Source organism: Pseudoalteromonas piscicida (assembly GCF_002208135.1).
Classification (GTDB): Bacteria; Pseudomonadota; Gammaproteobacteria; order Enterobacterales; family Alteromonadaceae; genus Pseudoalteromonas; species Pseudoalteromonas piscicida_A.
This window is the reverse complement of record NZ_CP021647.1, coordinates 419,401-434,096: the sequence shown is the minus strand read 5'-3', so window position 1 is coordinate 434,096 and position 14,696 is coordinate 419,401. Positions and strand designations below refer to the sequence as shown.

General features: G+C 42.6%; 11 protein-coding genes and 1 pseudogene. 9 read left to right on the top strand and 3 right to left on the bottom strand.

Annotated features, from left to right (window positions below; translation table 11 throughout):
- The first annotated feature begins 107 nt into the window (after positions 1–107).
- The 4 genes from B1L02_RS20450 to B1L02_RS20435 all read left to right on the top strand — a co-directional run bounded on the left by B1L02_RS20450 (position 108) and on the right by B1L02_RS20435 (position 3,642).
- On the top strand, positions 108–452 hold the full coding sequence (locus B1L02_RS20450; RefSeq protein ID WP_088532618.1) for a hypothetical protein: 345 nt from the start codon (positions 108–110) through the stop codon (positions 450–452).
- A 334-nt stretch (positions 453–786) separates the two neighbouring features.
- Positions 787–2,625: an ATP-dependent DNA helicase gene (locus B1L02_RS20445; RefSeq protein ID WP_088532617.1), complete on the top strand. Its 1,839-nt coding sequence runs from the start codon at positions 787–789 to the stop codon at positions 2,623–2,625.
- A complete protein-coding gene (gene tsaB, locus B1L02_RS20440) occupies positions 2,615–3,301 on the top strand; it encodes a tRNA (adenosine(37)-N6)-threonylcarbamoyltransferase complex dimerization subunit type 1 TsaB (protein WP_088532616.1) in 687 nt (228 codons plus the stop codon). Before B1L02_RS20445 ends, tsaB begins: the two co-directional genes overlap by 11 nt.
- Positions 3,302–3,345: 44 nt before the next feature.
- Positions 3,346–3,642 carry a hypothetical protein gene (locus B1L02_RS20435; RefSeq protein ID WP_088532615.1) on the top strand — a complete coding sequence of 99 codons (297 nt, stop codon included), beginning with the start codon at positions 3,346–3,348 and terminating at the stop codon, positions 3,640–3,642.
- Between the two features lie 77 nt (positions 3,643–3,719).
- On the opposite strand, the gene B1L02_RS20430 is transcribed toward B1L02_RS20435, so the two are convergent.
- On the bottom strand, positions 3,720–5,012 hold the full coding sequence (locus tag B1L02_RS20430) for an alkaline phosphatase (RefSeq protein WP_088532614.1): 1,293 nt from the start codon (positions 5,010–5,012) through the stop codon (positions 3,720–3,722).
- Between the two features lie 188 nt (positions 5,013–5,200).
- On the opposite strand from B1L02_RS20430, the gene B1L02_RS20425 reads away from it, so the two are divergent.
- The 3 genes from B1L02_RS20425 to rnd all read left to right on the top strand — a co-directional run bounded on the left by B1L02_RS20425 (position 5,201) and on the right by rnd (position 9,126).
- The gene (locus tag B1L02_RS20425; protein WP_088532613.1) at positions 5,201–6,073 is read left to right on the top strand and encodes an alpha/beta fold hydrolase; all 873 of its coding nucleotides are present in this window, start codon (positions 5,201–5,203) and stop codon (positions 6,071–6,073) included.
- A 192-nt stretch (positions 6,074–6,265) separates the two neighbouring features.
- Positions 6,266–7,918 carry a long-chain-fatty-acid--CoA ligase FadD gene (fadD, locus tag B1L02_RS20420; RefSeq protein WP_088532612.1) on the top strand — a complete coding sequence of 551 codons (1,653 nt, stop codon included), beginning with the start codon at positions 6,266–6,268 and terminating at the stop codon, positions 7,916–7,918.
- A 77-nt stretch (positions 7,919–7,995) separates the two neighbouring features.
- On the top strand, positions 7,996–9,126 hold the full coding sequence (gene rnd / locus B1L02_RS20415; protein ID WP_088532611.1) for a ribonuclease D: 1,131 nt from the start codon (positions 7,996–7,998) through the stop codon (positions 9,124–9,126).
- Between the two features lie 82 nt (positions 9,127–9,208).
- On the opposite strand, the pseudogene B1L02_RS20410 reads toward rnd, so the two are convergent.
- Positions 9,209–12,276: pseudogene (locus B1L02_RS20410) on the bottom strand (efflux RND transporter permease subunit).
- 1 nt (position 12,277) lies between these two features.
- Positions 12,278–13,357 carry an efflux RND transporter periplasmic adaptor subunit gene (locus B1L02_RS20405; RefSeq protein ID WP_088532610.1) on the bottom strand — a complete coding sequence of 360 codons (1,080 nt, stop codon included), beginning with the start codon at positions 13,355–13,357 and terminating at the stop codon, positions 12,278–12,280.
- Between the two features lie 100 nt (positions 13,358–13,457).
- Here B1L02_RS20405 and B1L02_RS20400 point away from each other — a divergent pair, with 100 nt between their 5' ends.
- Both B1L02_RS20400 and B1L02_RS20395 read left to right on the top strand, forming a co-directional pair.
- Entirely contained in the window at positions 13,458–14,372 is a 915-nt protein-coding gene (locus B1L02_RS20400) for a LysR family transcriptional regulator (RefSeq protein ID WP_088532609.1), read from the top strand.
- Complete coding sequence (locus B1L02_RS20395; RefSeq protein ID WP_088532608.1) at positions 14,338–14,658, top strand: MGMT family protein; 321 nt, start codon at positions 14,338–14,340, stop codon at positions 14,656–14,658. Before B1L02_RS20400 ends, B1L02_RS20395 begins: the two co-directional genes overlap by 35 nt.
- Positions 14,659–14,696: the final 38 nt, after the last annotated feature.

Genomic DNA, 14,696 nt, shown 5'->3' with positions numbered 1-14,696 from the left:
CTCGCCCTGTTCTGTTTCGATACCGATACATTTGATAGTTCTATTTGTATTCAATAAATCAAACAAAGTTGCATAAATTAACGACCATTTATTTAAGGAGAAATAACATGTCGTATAAATCAGTAAAAAATCTCGTAGGTTGGTTCGTTGTAGGTCTGTCTGCGCTAGCGTTAGCCCCCGGTGTTGTGCCTGGTAGTATGTCTGTTTTGGCATTTTATTTAAGCCTTGCGCTCCTCCTAATTTCCTTGTTTACCATTTCTTCAACCAATCACCGCCACTTTCAATTGACAGCAATCATTGTCGGTGTCGGCATGTTGGTTTTGAACGATTACTTGCGTGTTGTCATGCCTTCGCCAGAGCCTACTTGGCCTAACCGCATCGCTTTGTATCTCTTGTATCTCACTATTTGTGGGATAGGTATGATTAAGATTAAACGACAACTTAATAGGTAATACCAGTTGTATTAAGTAAATGATCTATTTTGAAGCGGGGAAATAGCTTTAGTAGCTAGGCAAAAACTTTGCTATTTAGGGTTCTAAATGAGAAGTTTTTAACGAAGCTAATATGCTATTTCACCCTTCAAATTGATTAGAGAATTAATTCAATTGGTATCAACACTCAGTTATTGCCAAACAGCGGTTGCGATTTGGTGCTCAGCCACATACAATTTCGCGACCTGTCTGTTTGTAAATTTACATTACCTTGGCTGTATCTACGATTTTCTCTTCTACGGGGCCTTTAGCCCAGCATTTTCCGGGCTATCAACCAAGGCAGCCCCAAATCGATATGGCTACTGCGGTAGAGGAAACCATACAAAATGGTGGACAATGCATCGCTGAAGCGGGAACAGGGACGGGGAAAACGTTTGCCTATCTCATCCCTGCCTTTCAGTCTAAAGGTAAAGTCATCGTCTCAACCGGCTCTAAGGCCTTGCAAGAGCAATTATTCCATCGTGACGTGCCAACCCTAAAAAAGGTGCTTACCAGCGGTAAAAAAGTGACTTTGCTAAAGGGTAGGGCAAATTACCTTTGCCCTTATCGCTTGTCGCAGCATTTAAGCCATGTACCAACTGACGATCCAGATGTCATGCACCAACTTGCCATGGTTGCAAAGTTTGCATCTGAAACACAGAGCGGAGACCTAGCCGACTGTGTCGGAATCGAAGAAGACGCAAAGGTATTACCCTACGTAACATCAACCGCAGATAATTGTTTGGGAAAAGAGTGCCCTGACTACGAAGACTGTTATATCCGAAGGGCTAGATTAAAGGCGGTCGATGCTGATGTTGTAGTGATTAACCATCACCTATTTTTTGCCGATATGGCCGTAAAAGATTTAGGTTTTGCGGAGTTAATGCCAACCGCAGATAGTTATATCTTCGATGAAGCACATCAATTACCTGAAATAGCCAGTGACTATTTTGGTGAGACTATCAGCTCTAAGGCATTGCAAGCACTAATTAACGATTTAAGGGTGATCTACCGCGCAGATATTCCAGATATGTTGCAACTTGGCAAAACACTCAATAAATTGGAAACCAGTGTCGCCGATTTGCGTTTGGTATTTGGTGGCGATGGTGCTCGTGGTGATTGGCGTGAGGCGCTGGCGAATAAACCGATTTGCGATGCCATGCATCGAGTGATAGCTAACTTAGATTTTCTCTATAAAGTGCTCAAACTTTGTCTGGATAGAAGCGAAAAAATAGAACACCCATTTGAAAAGGTCATGACCTTTAAAACCCAGTTTGAGCGCGCCTTTGACACCAGTCAAACCGGGTTTAGTTATTGGTTTGAAACCACAAGGCGTTTTTTATCTATTCATATCACACCGCTTGATGTTTCAAGTAAGTTTGCACAAATCATCAAGACCACAGAGGCAAGCTTTGTGTTTACCTCAGCCACTTTGTCCGTTGATAACTCCCTTGAGCACTTTGGTCGTAGCCTAGGGCTAAAACCGACTTCACAATTTATTGTTGAGAGCCCATTTGACTATAGACAACAAGCCCTGCTATGCCTGCCACGCTATCTGCCAGAAACCCGTGATGATTTGATGCCACATGCACTGGTAAAGCTTGCCAAACAAGTGATTGAAGCCGCAAAAGGACGTACATTCTTACTTTTTACAAGCTACCGCGCTATGCACTTGGTATACGAAGGGCTGAACACTGCAATGCAATATCCCATTTTTATGCAGGGGCAGGCATCGAAACGTATTATCTTAGAGCAATTTGTTCGTCACGGTAACGCCGTATTACTTGGTACTGCTTCCTTTTGGGAGGGCGTGGATGTGAGAGGTGACACCTTAAGCTGTGTTGTCATTGATAAGCTGCCATTTGCTTCACCAGATGATCCGTTGTTGCAAGCGCGTATGCGAGACGCTGAAATGCGTGGACTAGAACCATTTGATGCAATACAACTCCCCCAAGCAGTTATCGCTTTGAAACAGGGAGTTGGGCGGTTAATTCGTGATGCTAACGATAAAGGTGTGCTGATTATTTGCGATAATCGCTTAGTTACGAGAAAATACGGCCAGACGTTTTTAAGTAGTTTGCCCGATATGTCTCGCACTAGAGACCTAAACAAGGCAATCCGATTTTTAGAGAATATTGATAAAAATGAAAAATAACCTGTTGGCCATAGACGCCTCTACCGAAGCACTCAGCATTGCATTGCATTATGAAGGCAAGTTTATTCGCCACTTTGAGGTTTGCCCACAACAACATAGCCAGAAGATATTACCATTAGTTGAGCGTATTTTGCGCGAGGCCGATATCACGCTTAGTGAACTTGACGGCATTGTATTTGGCCGAGGGCCAGGCAGCTTTACTGGGGTGAGAATAAGTACAGCGGTTGCGCAAGGCTTAGCGTATTCATCAGGTCTGAAGTTGGTTGGTGTTTCAACCCTACAGGCAATGGCGCAACAGGCATACATGGAAGCAGGCAAGACCAACGTAGTGTCGGCAATTGACGCACGCATGGGTGAAATCTACTTATGCCAATACAAAGGCGAAAGTAGTGGTGTGATTCAACCAAGTACCGAAGAAACGGTTATAAAACCTGAAAATATCGACTTTACGTCAAGTGGTGCGGCCGGTGTTGGTACAGGGTGGCAAGCATTTTCAACGCTTGCCACCCAGCTTGACTGCGAAGTCATTGACAGTATCGCGCTACCTGATGCTTATTACATGCTGTTTATAGCCGATGATACTTTCACACAAGGCTTATCTGTCGATGCAGCTGACGCCCAGCCACAATATGTGAGAGATACTGTGACGTGGAAAAAGTTGCCAGGTCGCGAATAAAGGCGTATTTTTATACAAGCACATCGTATTTATTGAGCTAAACCGTGAAACTAAATTCAGTCATTCAACAAGCAGGCACTTACCAAGTAAAACCACAGCCTAGAAAGGCGGTGAGTTCTGCTATTGAAGAAGGAAATACGGCCAAGCTCAATACCGCTCAGATTAAAACTAGTGAAAAGGGCATTGCGTTGGTGGAGCAGTTCCAATCGCAGCAGCGCTCTACGATATATGACCGTCCTAACTTTCGCACAGGACAAGCAATTAATGAATACAAAGCAATTGCGACAGAAGCAAGACGAGATGAAATCAAAAATTTAATTGGCGTTTCTGTTTACGCGTAATAGCTCTTTTAAGATTCGAAAATTAAGAAGGTCAGCGTTTGCTGACCTTCTTTATTTTTGATGGTAGATGAAAATTTTTACTTTCTAATAAATTCTATCAGCTTATCAGCAATTGCAGTATTATTTTGCGAGCCGATAAACGCTTCTTTGCCTTTACCATGGGCGAATACTTGTACATCGATAGCCGTGTGACCACCCGTTGTCCAACCAGTGTAAGACGCATCACTAATTGCCTCTTTAACGACAACACTTAGTGCTTTTGGACCTTGTAATAGCGCTTCTTTAACTTTTAACTCAGTCGCACTGTCATACTCAAGTCCTGTGAGTTTCTGCCACGTTGCTTTAACGTCTTTTGTCTTTGCAAGTGTTTTTGCTATCTCGCCGGCTGAACCGTTCACTTTAGCAATCACATCACGCTCCCAGCGATATTGCCCATTCGCGCCAAGCGTTAATCCACCGGTAGAGTGATCAGCCGTGATCACCAGGATAGTATCTGGATTGTTATCAACAAAAGCCTTTGCCAGCTTAATTGACTCTGCAAAATCGTCCATTTCATGCATAGCACAGGCAATATCATTAGCATGCCCACACCAGTCAATCTGACTACCTTCAATCATCAAGAAGAAGCCTTTATCATTTTGGTTTTCCAATAATGATAATGCCGTTTTAGTCATTTTAGTTAGGCGCTGCGGCTCTTCATCAATCGCGAATGGCAAGCCTACTTCTGCGAACAAGCCAATTGCAGGAATTTTATTCAACGTGTCAAGCTTTGATAAAGCATCAACGTATTGATATCCGGCGTCCTTGAACTCATTAACTAAGTTTCTATCATCACGAATGAAGTATTTAGTGCCACCACCAAGCATTAAATCTACCGGTAATTTTCCTGCGACTTTATTGTCTACGTAATCGTTGGCGATTTCGTCGTAGTTACGACGCGATTCGTTATGAGACGCGAAGCTTGCAGGGGTTGCGTGATTGATTTGTGATGTTGCAACAAGCGCGGTTGTTTTTCCTTTTCTTTTCGCCACTTCAAGCATCGTTTCTAAATGTTCTTTATGGGTATCTACCGCGATAGCACCATTGTAGCTTTTAGTTCCTGTACTTAAAGCGGTAGCGCCCGCGGCACTATCTGTTACAACCGTATCATCGTCTGGATAGGTATGCGCCATACCAACCAAAATAGAGTCGAAAACCGTTGGGTCAACGACTTTCGTTGAAGGGTCATCTTTAAAATAACGGTAGCCCGTCGTGTAAGCTGGCCCCATACCGTCGCCAATCATATAAATAATGTTTTTTGGAGCAGCCAATGTCGGAGCCGCAAATACTAATCCAACAAATGAGGCCAAAAGGCTAGTTTTGAAATTCATTGTTATTCCCGTGTACTTATCGTGATGGAGGTTTGTGATTCTCTACTATTTGATCGATTTAAAACACATTCATAATAGAATGGATGTTCGATAAAAATATTTTCAACAAATCAAAGTAGTAAGTTCAAATATGTCACGGTAAGATGATAAATCAATGATTGTACAATGAACACTAAAAGAATTCTTCGATGTCTCAATATGCGATAAAAGAACAAAAAATCGGGCCATTCTCCTACCAAAGCTGGGGAGAAGGAAAACAAACCGTTATTTACCTCCATGGTTGGCAAGACAATAGCAACAGCTTCGTGCCGCTTGCGCCATTTTGCAATACACAATACACACATATCGCACTTGACTTGCTGGGTCACGGACATTCAGATTGGAAAAGTGCAGACGCATGTTATTACTTTATCGATTATGTCTATGACCTAAAGTGCTTTTTAGATTTAGCACAGATCAAAGCGTGCCATATTGTTGGTCACTCTATGGGGGCGATGATAGCTAACTTGTTTGCAAGCTGCTATCCAGCACGTTGTTTATCTTTGGTATTAATTGAGGGAATAGGGGTTGTGAGCACCTCAGAAGGTGATACCAAAACACAGCTCATTAATGCGTTTAATTCTCGAGATAAATTAAATCAATCTGAACCAAGGGTTTATCCTGATATAAATACGCTTGCGCAACTGCGCAGCAAAGTTAGTGATGTTTCCGTAGAAATAGCAACAATGCTGATGGCAAGAAATACCCAACCGCATACTGATGGCGTACAACTTAGGTTGGACCCGCGACTAAAACATCATTCTGGATTTAGATATTCCATCTCTCAAGCAACATCAGCGCTTGATGGGATATCCATCCCAACTTTGTTGGTGTTAGCGGAGCAAGGCTATGACATGATTGTCAGACAATATAGTCAATTTAAGCGCTGTTTCGAATCACTCAAGCTTGAGAAAATACCAGGAGGCCACCATTGCCATATGGAAAACCCAGAAATTTGCTATAAGCTAATTGAAGCACACCAAAGCCGCAATAATACATTGCTTATAACTGAAGGAGCATAAAGAATAAACTAATCAAGGAAAGAAAAGTTCACAAAGAGCGCTAAAGCCCACGTTTCAATAGCATCTAGATTGTAAATCCTCAGATATTGTGGGAATATGGCGCTTTTAGAGTATTTGCTCAATTGTTAAAGTGCCTTACATCGTTTATGGTTTAGGGTGAATATAAAAATAACGAGAACACAGGAGCTAAGAGTGGAAAAAATCTGGCTTAAGCGCTACCCAGAAGGTATGCCTGAAACTATCGACCCAGAGCATTACAACTCATTGCTTGAATTATTTGAAAAAAGTTTTGCAGATTATGCCCAGTATCCAGCCTATACCAATATGGGTAAGACGCTGACTTATCAGCAAGTTGATGAAAAAACCAAAGCAGTTGCTAGTTATATACAAAATGAATTGAAACTTGGCCGTGGCGATAAAGTTGCGGTCATGATGCCAAACTTGTTACAAACCCCGGTTACCATTTTAGGTGTACTTCGTGCTGGTTGTACGGTTGTAAACGTCAACCCGTTATACACCGTGCGCGAATTAGAACATCAGCTAAATGACTCCGAGTCAAAAGCTATCTTTATTCTTGCAAACTTTGCCCACACACTAGAGCAGGCCTTGCCTAAGACGAATGTGAAGCACGTTGTGCTAACAGAAATTGGTGACATGTTAGGTGGCTTTAAAAAGCACTTGGTGAATTTTGTTGTTAAGCACTTTAAAAAAATGGTGCCCGACTTTAGCCTGCCAAATACCATCCCTTTCAAAGAGGTGATTGCTGCAGATCCTACAAAATATCAGAAACCTGATGTGACGCTAAGTGACCTTGCCTTCTTGCAATACACTGGCGGTACAACTGGCGTATCTAAGGGCGCGATGCTAACGCACGGCAACATGGTAGCAAACCTTGAGCAGGTCTCTGGCTGTTTAGACAAAGTATTGGATAAAGGAAAAGAGGTCGTTATCACGGCGTTACCGCTGTACCATATCTTTGCATTAACGGCTAACTGCTTGACCTTTATGAAGTACGGTGGTCACAATATCTTGATAACTAACCCGCGTGATATGCCAGCGTTTGTGAAAGAGCTGGCAAAGGTTCCATTTACCGCTATCACCGGTGTTAACACGCTATTTAATGGCTTGTTGAATACACCAGGCTTTGCCGACCTCGACTTTTCAACCCTGAAAATGTCTTTAGGTGGTGGTATGGCCGTACAACGCCCTGTTGCTGAACGCTGGCAGAAGGTGACAAAATCAAAGCTGATGGAAGGTTATGGCCTGACAGAGTGTGCACCGCTAGTGACTATCTGCCCACATGATCTTGAAGCTTACAACGGCTCTATTGGTTTACCTGCACCTAGCACTGACATTAAGATTGTTGATGACAATGGTAATGAAACCCCTAAAGGTGAGCCCGGAGAGCTGTGTGTTAAAGGCCCACAGGTGATGGCTGGTTACTACAATCGCCCAGACGCAACCGCTGAGTGTTTAAAAGATGGCTGGTTTGCAACGGGTGATATCGCAACTTATGACGATGATGGTTTCTTCTACATCGTTGATCGTAAAAAAGACATGATCTTAGTGTCTGGGTTTAACGTCTTTCCTAATGAAATCGAAGAAGTCGTTGCTATGCACGAAGGGGTATTAGAAGTGGCAGCGGTTGGCGTGCCACATGAGGTTAGTGGTGAGCAAGTTAAAGTTTTTATCGTTAAAAAAGACCCTTCTTTAACAGAAAAAGATATAATTGCGCATTGCCGAGATAATTTAACGAACTATAAAGTACCAAAACTAGTTGAGTTTAGAGATGAACTACCAAAAACTAACGTTGGTAAAATACTGCGTAGAGCGTTAAAAGAATAACAAATAGAGCCGGCACTAGCCGGCTTTTTTATAACTAGTCATGTCATACTAGTTATGTCAATTGCATGGGAGTAACAGTGCAGTATCAAGTTATTGAAAGCCAAACAGCACTAGATGAATTTGTCTTGTCTATTTCGAAAGCCAAAGTGCTTGCCGTCGACACCGAATTCATGCGTCGCCGCACCTTGTACCCAGAAATTGCTTTGTTACAAATCTTTGATGGTGACCATCTTGCCCTTATCGATCCGCTAGCCGATATGGATTTTAGTAGGCTTTGGACATTATTTGCCGATACCAGTGTTTTAAAAGTGCTTCACTCTCCATCAGAAGATATCGAAGTATTTCTAAAATTTGCAGGCTTTATCCCATCACCAATATTCGATACCCAGTTTGCTTTACAACTGTTAGGTGAGGGTAGTTGTATTGGTTTTGCTAATATGGTGAAGCAACTTAGAGACGTAGAAATTGACAAAAGTGAATCCAGAACGGATTGGTTACGCCGCCCTTTGACTCAAAGCCAATTAGATTACGCCGCCTCCGATGTATATCATTTACTGCCATGTTTTGAGACTATTCAAACGCGAGTAAACGAGAAGCAGTTATTTAACATAGTGCTTCAAGAGAGTGAGTTGCTTGCCCAAAAGAGAAGCTTCCGACAGCCTGATGAAGTGCTTTATCTTGATGTAAAAAACGTATGGCAGCTCAAACCTAGAGATCTTGCTGCCTTAAAAGAACTTGCAGCTTGGCGCAGAGCCAAGGCTGAGAAAAAGAACTTAGCGCTAAATTTCGTGCTTAAAGAACATAACATGGTAGAAATCGCTAAACGCCGCCCAAGCTCATTGGGCAGTTTACGCAATGTTCCAGGTGTTGAACCGATGGAAGTCAATCGCTCTGGTAAAGAAATTCTCGCCTGTATAGAAAAAACAAAAGAAGTGAGTGAACAGGATTGTCCACAACGCGTAAAAAGACTTATCGACTTTAAAGGGTATAAGGCAGCGTGCAAGGATATTAAACATATTATTTCCGAAATCGCCAAGGCTAATGACATCCCGGTTGATGTGTTTGCTTCGAAAAAACAAATCAATCAGGTGATCAGCTGGTCTTGGAAAAAGTCACCGGAAGAAAAGCAATTGCTGATGAAACCCGATCTTGCGTTAGGCTGGAGAGCCGAGCTTGTTGGAGATAAGCTAGACAGTTGGTGGCAGTAAAACTCTTCTTTGTTAAAAATGAAATTTAAGCTGTGAAAGCGATAATAATATCCACCTTCCGAAGAAGGTGGATATTACTCAACTAGTCTTTTGGTTGTTCGATACCAAAGTACACGCAATGTAGTACTGGTAAGACTATCAACGTCAGTATGGTCGCAAAACCAAGACCGAACATGATAGTGACGGCCATCGATTGGAAGAACACATCAAATAATAGCGGGATCATACCCAAAATCGTTGTAATTGCCGCCATAGACACGGGCCTTACGCGACTTACACCAGAGTCAAATACTGCTTGGTAAGGAGACTTACCAGAGTCGATTTCGATATTGATTTGATCCATTAATACGATACCATTTTTAATCAACATGCCGGACAAACTCAGCAACCCTAACAGTGCCATAAAGCTAAACGGTGCTTGCAGTATTACAAGCCCTGCCGTTACCCCGATAATTGCAAGCGGCACTGTAGACCAAATTACTAACGGCTTTTTCACCGAGTTAAATAGCAGCACAGTGATCATAAACATCGCTAAATAACCGATTGGTAATGAACCGAAAATGGCCTTCTGCGCTTTGCTTGATGACTCATATTCGCCGCCCCACTGCATCTCGTATCCTTGGGGAAGTTCAATGGCTTCGATATCCGCCTTTACTCTCGAAAATAACTTAGCAGGAGTTTCATCGCCTATCACGTCATGATCGGCCATTACCGTGATTGTACGTTTTCGGTCGCGGCGCATGATCAGGCTATCTTCCCAAGTAACACTAAAATCATCGACGATTTGCGATACCGGCACGTAAACGCTAAGTACAGGACTAAAAATTTGTAAGTCACCAAGATTCTCAACATTGAGTCTCTCTTCTTCAGGAGAGCGTGCAATGATAGGTAATAGTTGCGTACCATCTCGATATAACCCTACCTTGTTACCTGACACCGAAGTCAGAAGCAACTGGTCTAAGTCAGATTTACTGATCCCCAAGCGACGAGCCTTCAACTCGTTAAACTGCGGGCGGATCAACTTAGTTCTTTGGCGCCAATTGTCACGTATATTAAACGATTTATCGTCTTGGCTAATAATGCGTTTTGCTTCTTCAGCTAGTTGGCGTAACACGACAGGGTCTGGCCCCGAGAAACGAGCCTCGATTTTTGCGTCGGTTGAAGGACCAATTTCCATGCGCTTTATTTTGAGACGACCGTCTAGCTCATTGTTAAGCTCGTAGTCACGAAGCTTGGCAATCATAGCCACCACAGCTTCTCGGTCTTTTACACGCACAATTAACTGACCATAAGCGTCGTATTGCTTTTCAGGCGAATAGGTCAGCATAAAACGAGGTGCGCCCTGACCAATCGTCGTGGTTACTTCGCTAACCAGCGGATCAGCCAATAAGAACGACTCTATCTTCTCAACATTCTGCGCTGTACTGCGAATATCAGCACCTTGATAATGCCAGTAATCCACATAGAACATAGGTGTGTTTGATGCTGGGAAGAAGGACTGCTTAACCGATTTAAAGCCAACAACAGCAGCAACTAATAGCAGTATCATAGAAATAATGGTGATAGCGCGATTTTTAAGGCAGAAGGTCAGCATCGATTTATACACGGTGAAGATCACACCTTTATAGGGGTCGTCCTCTTCTTCGTTCGTATCTGATGACTTCTCCTTAGGTCCTTTAAACATCATATTGGCAAAGAATGGGGTCAGTGTGATTGCCGTTACCCAGCTTAGCAATAATGAAATTAATAACACCCAAAATAAAGAACCCGCAAATTCACCACTGGCGTCCGAGCTTAAACCAATCGGCGCGAATGCCGTGATCCCAATAACAGTTGCGCCAAGAAGTGGCCATTTTGTTTGTTCAACAATGTTCACTGCAGCTTTGATTTTAGATTGGCCCCGTTTAATATTAATCAAGATGCCTTCTGTTACGACAATGGCATTATCGACCAACATCCCCAGCGCAATGATCAAAGCCCCAGTGAAATACGTTGTAAATCAATGGCGAATATCTTCATAAAGATAAAGGTACCCAGCACGGTAATAAGCAAAATACCACCGATTAGAATACCGCTTTTTACACCCATAAAGATAAGTAAAACGATAATTACAATGGCAACGGCCTCTAAGAGACTAATAATAAAGCCATCTACCGAAGTTTCTACCTCTGTTGGTTGATTGTAAACCGTATTTATCGTGATACCGTATGGGCGCTGATATTCTAACTGCTGTAAGTGATGTTCAATTTCTTTACCCACCTCAACCACATTAACACCAGAGGTAAAAGAAACCCCAAGCAATAGTGCACGTTTTTGTGCAAAGCGCGTAATATGACTTGGCACTTCAGCATATTCACGTGTCACTTTTGCCACGTCACCGAGATAAATAAGCTCTTTGGCGCCAGGCGTTGAGATAAGTAAACCTTCAAGTTCTGAGACATCAGTAAACTCGCCAGTAGGGTGCAACCGAATAGACTCATCTCCAACACGTATCTTACCCGCATTAGAAACCGTATTTTGTGCTTGTAGCAACGAGAAAATGTGGCTTGGCGGTATGCCGAGTTGCGATAATTTCTGTGTTGATATTTCAACTATCACTTGCGCTTGCTGCTCACCTGCGACCGTAACCTTACTGACACCTTCAACAAGCACTAATTCACGCTTCAAGAAGTCAACATAGTCTTTTAACTCATCATACGAGTAGCCTTCGCCAGTAATCGCGTATAGCTCACCATAAACATCTGCAAAGTCATCAATAACACTTGGTGGCATCACACCTGGTGGTAACTTTGGCGAGAGATCATTTACTTTACGGCGCAACTCATCCCAGATCTGTTGTAAGTCTTTCTTACGGTACTTACTCTTCATCTCAACAGTGATCTGTGATTTACCTGGAGAAGAAATTGAAGTGACATAATCAACATACGGCAGAGACTGAATTGCATTCTCTATCGGGAACGTGACTTCCTCTTCCACTTGTTGTGGTGAAGCGCCAGGATACATGGTCACGACCATGGCTTTTTTTAGTGTGAATTCAGGATCTTCTAGCTGGCCTAAGCCCAAATAGGATATCGCCCCTGCAATAAGCAGGAGCAAGGCAAACATCCAACTGATGACCTTATTCTCAATTGACCATTTGGCTAAACTCATATTAAAGACCTCTTTCCTTAGTCCAAGGTCTCACTTTTGCGCCCTCTTGCAAGTAATGCACGCCCGCAGCAACAATTTCTTCACCGGGCTCAAGACCCGACAGTACCTCAATACCAGTATGATTGAGTTGGCCAACAGTTACTTGGCGTTTTGTCACGGTCTGTTTATCACTTTGATATACCCATACATAACTATTATCCTCTGTACTTTGCTTCTTATCTGAAAATACAGCTTGGTTAGGTACTATGATTGCCGAGCTCTCACGATTAGTGATTTTACTTGGGTCAACGTAGACATGGCCTGTCATACCTGCAAACAAGTTAAAGTCCTCAGGGATTGGTAGACTAAATACGACTTTGTAGGTTAAGGTTGCTGGATCTGCCTGCGTATCCCATTCCTTAATCGTAAGCGGGTAAGACTTACTTGGGTAACCATCAAAAACAACTGTCGGTTTATAATCCGAATCTTTATCAACACGCGCAACGATACGCTCAGGGACTTGAATAACTACATCCATCATATCGCGAGTTTCAAGACGAAGGATATTCTGCTTTGCGACCACGTTTTCGTAATTCTTGACAAATACCTTGGCAACCGTACCACTAAAGGGTGCTCTAAGTTCGCTATATTCAAGATTTGTTTTAGCGATTTTAAAAGCAGACTCAGCTACTTGTTTATCAGCATTTGCCTTATCGAATTCAGCTTTCGTTGCTATGCCTTTTTCGAACAGCGGTTTAATTCTAGATAACTGCGATTTAGCGAGTTCAAATTGGGCTTTACGTTGTTCATATTGCAGATTGAAATCTTCAGGATCGAGCTTTGCAAGCAATTGACCTTTTTGTACATCTTGGCCTGCGAGAACTGGAAACTCGATAAGTTCGCCATTCACACGAAAGGCAAGATAAGAGCCTTGGTTTGCCACCACTTCAGCAGGGAAACTGCGAAGCGTGCTGCTATTTGGATCAGAAACCGTGTGAATTTTAACCGGTCGGTTAGGGGTTTCTGTTGGGGCTTGTTCTGCTTGCTCTTGGCAACCCAACAATAGGGTAGCCAACACAATTCCAGAAAACACTCTTAACATATTGTTCTCCATGACAACGTCGATTTTAATGCGTGCAGAATAATGGAATTACATATAAAATAAAAATTATAAAACATTCTGCACTGCATAAGATTTATTTATGAAGATTTCGGACTTAGCAGCGTTTTGCACCGTTGTTGAAGCGCCAAGCCTTACCGAAGCGGCGAATAAGCTTCATAAGACACAGCCAGCGGTCTCTCAATCAATTAAAAGATTAGAACAATCTTTAGGATTTTCTCTTTTTGAGCGTGAGAAATATCGCAATGTGTTAACAGAGCAAGGTCGTCGATTTTATTTTGAAGCCGAAAAATTGCTTAATCATCATAGAGACTTGTCATTACTCGCGACTGAATTTGCAGCTGGTAATGAGCCAAGCTTTAACATCTGTTACGAACCGATCGTATATCAAAACCAAATTGATCAAGTATTGGGCAACGCCTTCATTAAGTTTCCGGCAACCGAAATGAATATCTCTAGTGGTAAACGGTTTTTTGCACTTGAACAAGTCACGCAGGGAATTGCGAATCTTGGTATTGGCCCTTGGTTTGACCTTTTCCATTCAACAGGCGACCTAGAGTCAATGCCGATTGGACACGTAAAATTAGGTTTGGTCTCACTAACAGGCTATATGCCACCAGAACTTAGCTTTTCGGAGCTTTCACAATACCCCTCCCTTGCAATGAAAGAAAGTAAATTCAAGTTTGACAGTGAACGTTTGGCATATCGCAACAGTAACAACGTTATGAAGCTCGATGATGCGCTGGCAATAAAAAGATACCTATTGCAAGGTATGGGATATGCCTTAATCGGTCTTGACCTTTGTAGAGAAGAGTTAGAGTCAGGTGTTTTGCAACAAGTGAGAGTGTTTGATAGAAAGGACGAGTTTGAAGCTGAAATTCACGCTTATCGTTTGCATATTTCCCACCATGGGCCAGTAGCGAGATATTTTTGGGACAAATTAAAAGAGTTAAATATTCGATATGAAAAGCAGCAATCCTCAACAAGAATTCGCTGAAAAAGTCTTCACCGTAATCGGTGGTATCCCGTTTGGAAAAGTTGCGTCTTATGGGCAAATAGCGAGATTAGCTGAATCTCCAAAACATGCGAGAACGGTAGGCCAATTACTAAAGCACCTACCACAAGGTTCAACGTTACCTTGGTACAGAGTAGTAAATAGCCAGCGGCGTATTTCGTTCCCTCTGGACAGTAGTAAATTTCACGAGCAAAAGGCTCGCTTGCAAGCCGAGGGCGTTGCCTTTTCAAATCGTAACGTGATAGCTAAACACTGTGTTTGGGAATAATCATAAATTTAGCGTGAACTGATCCAGATAGATAGAGC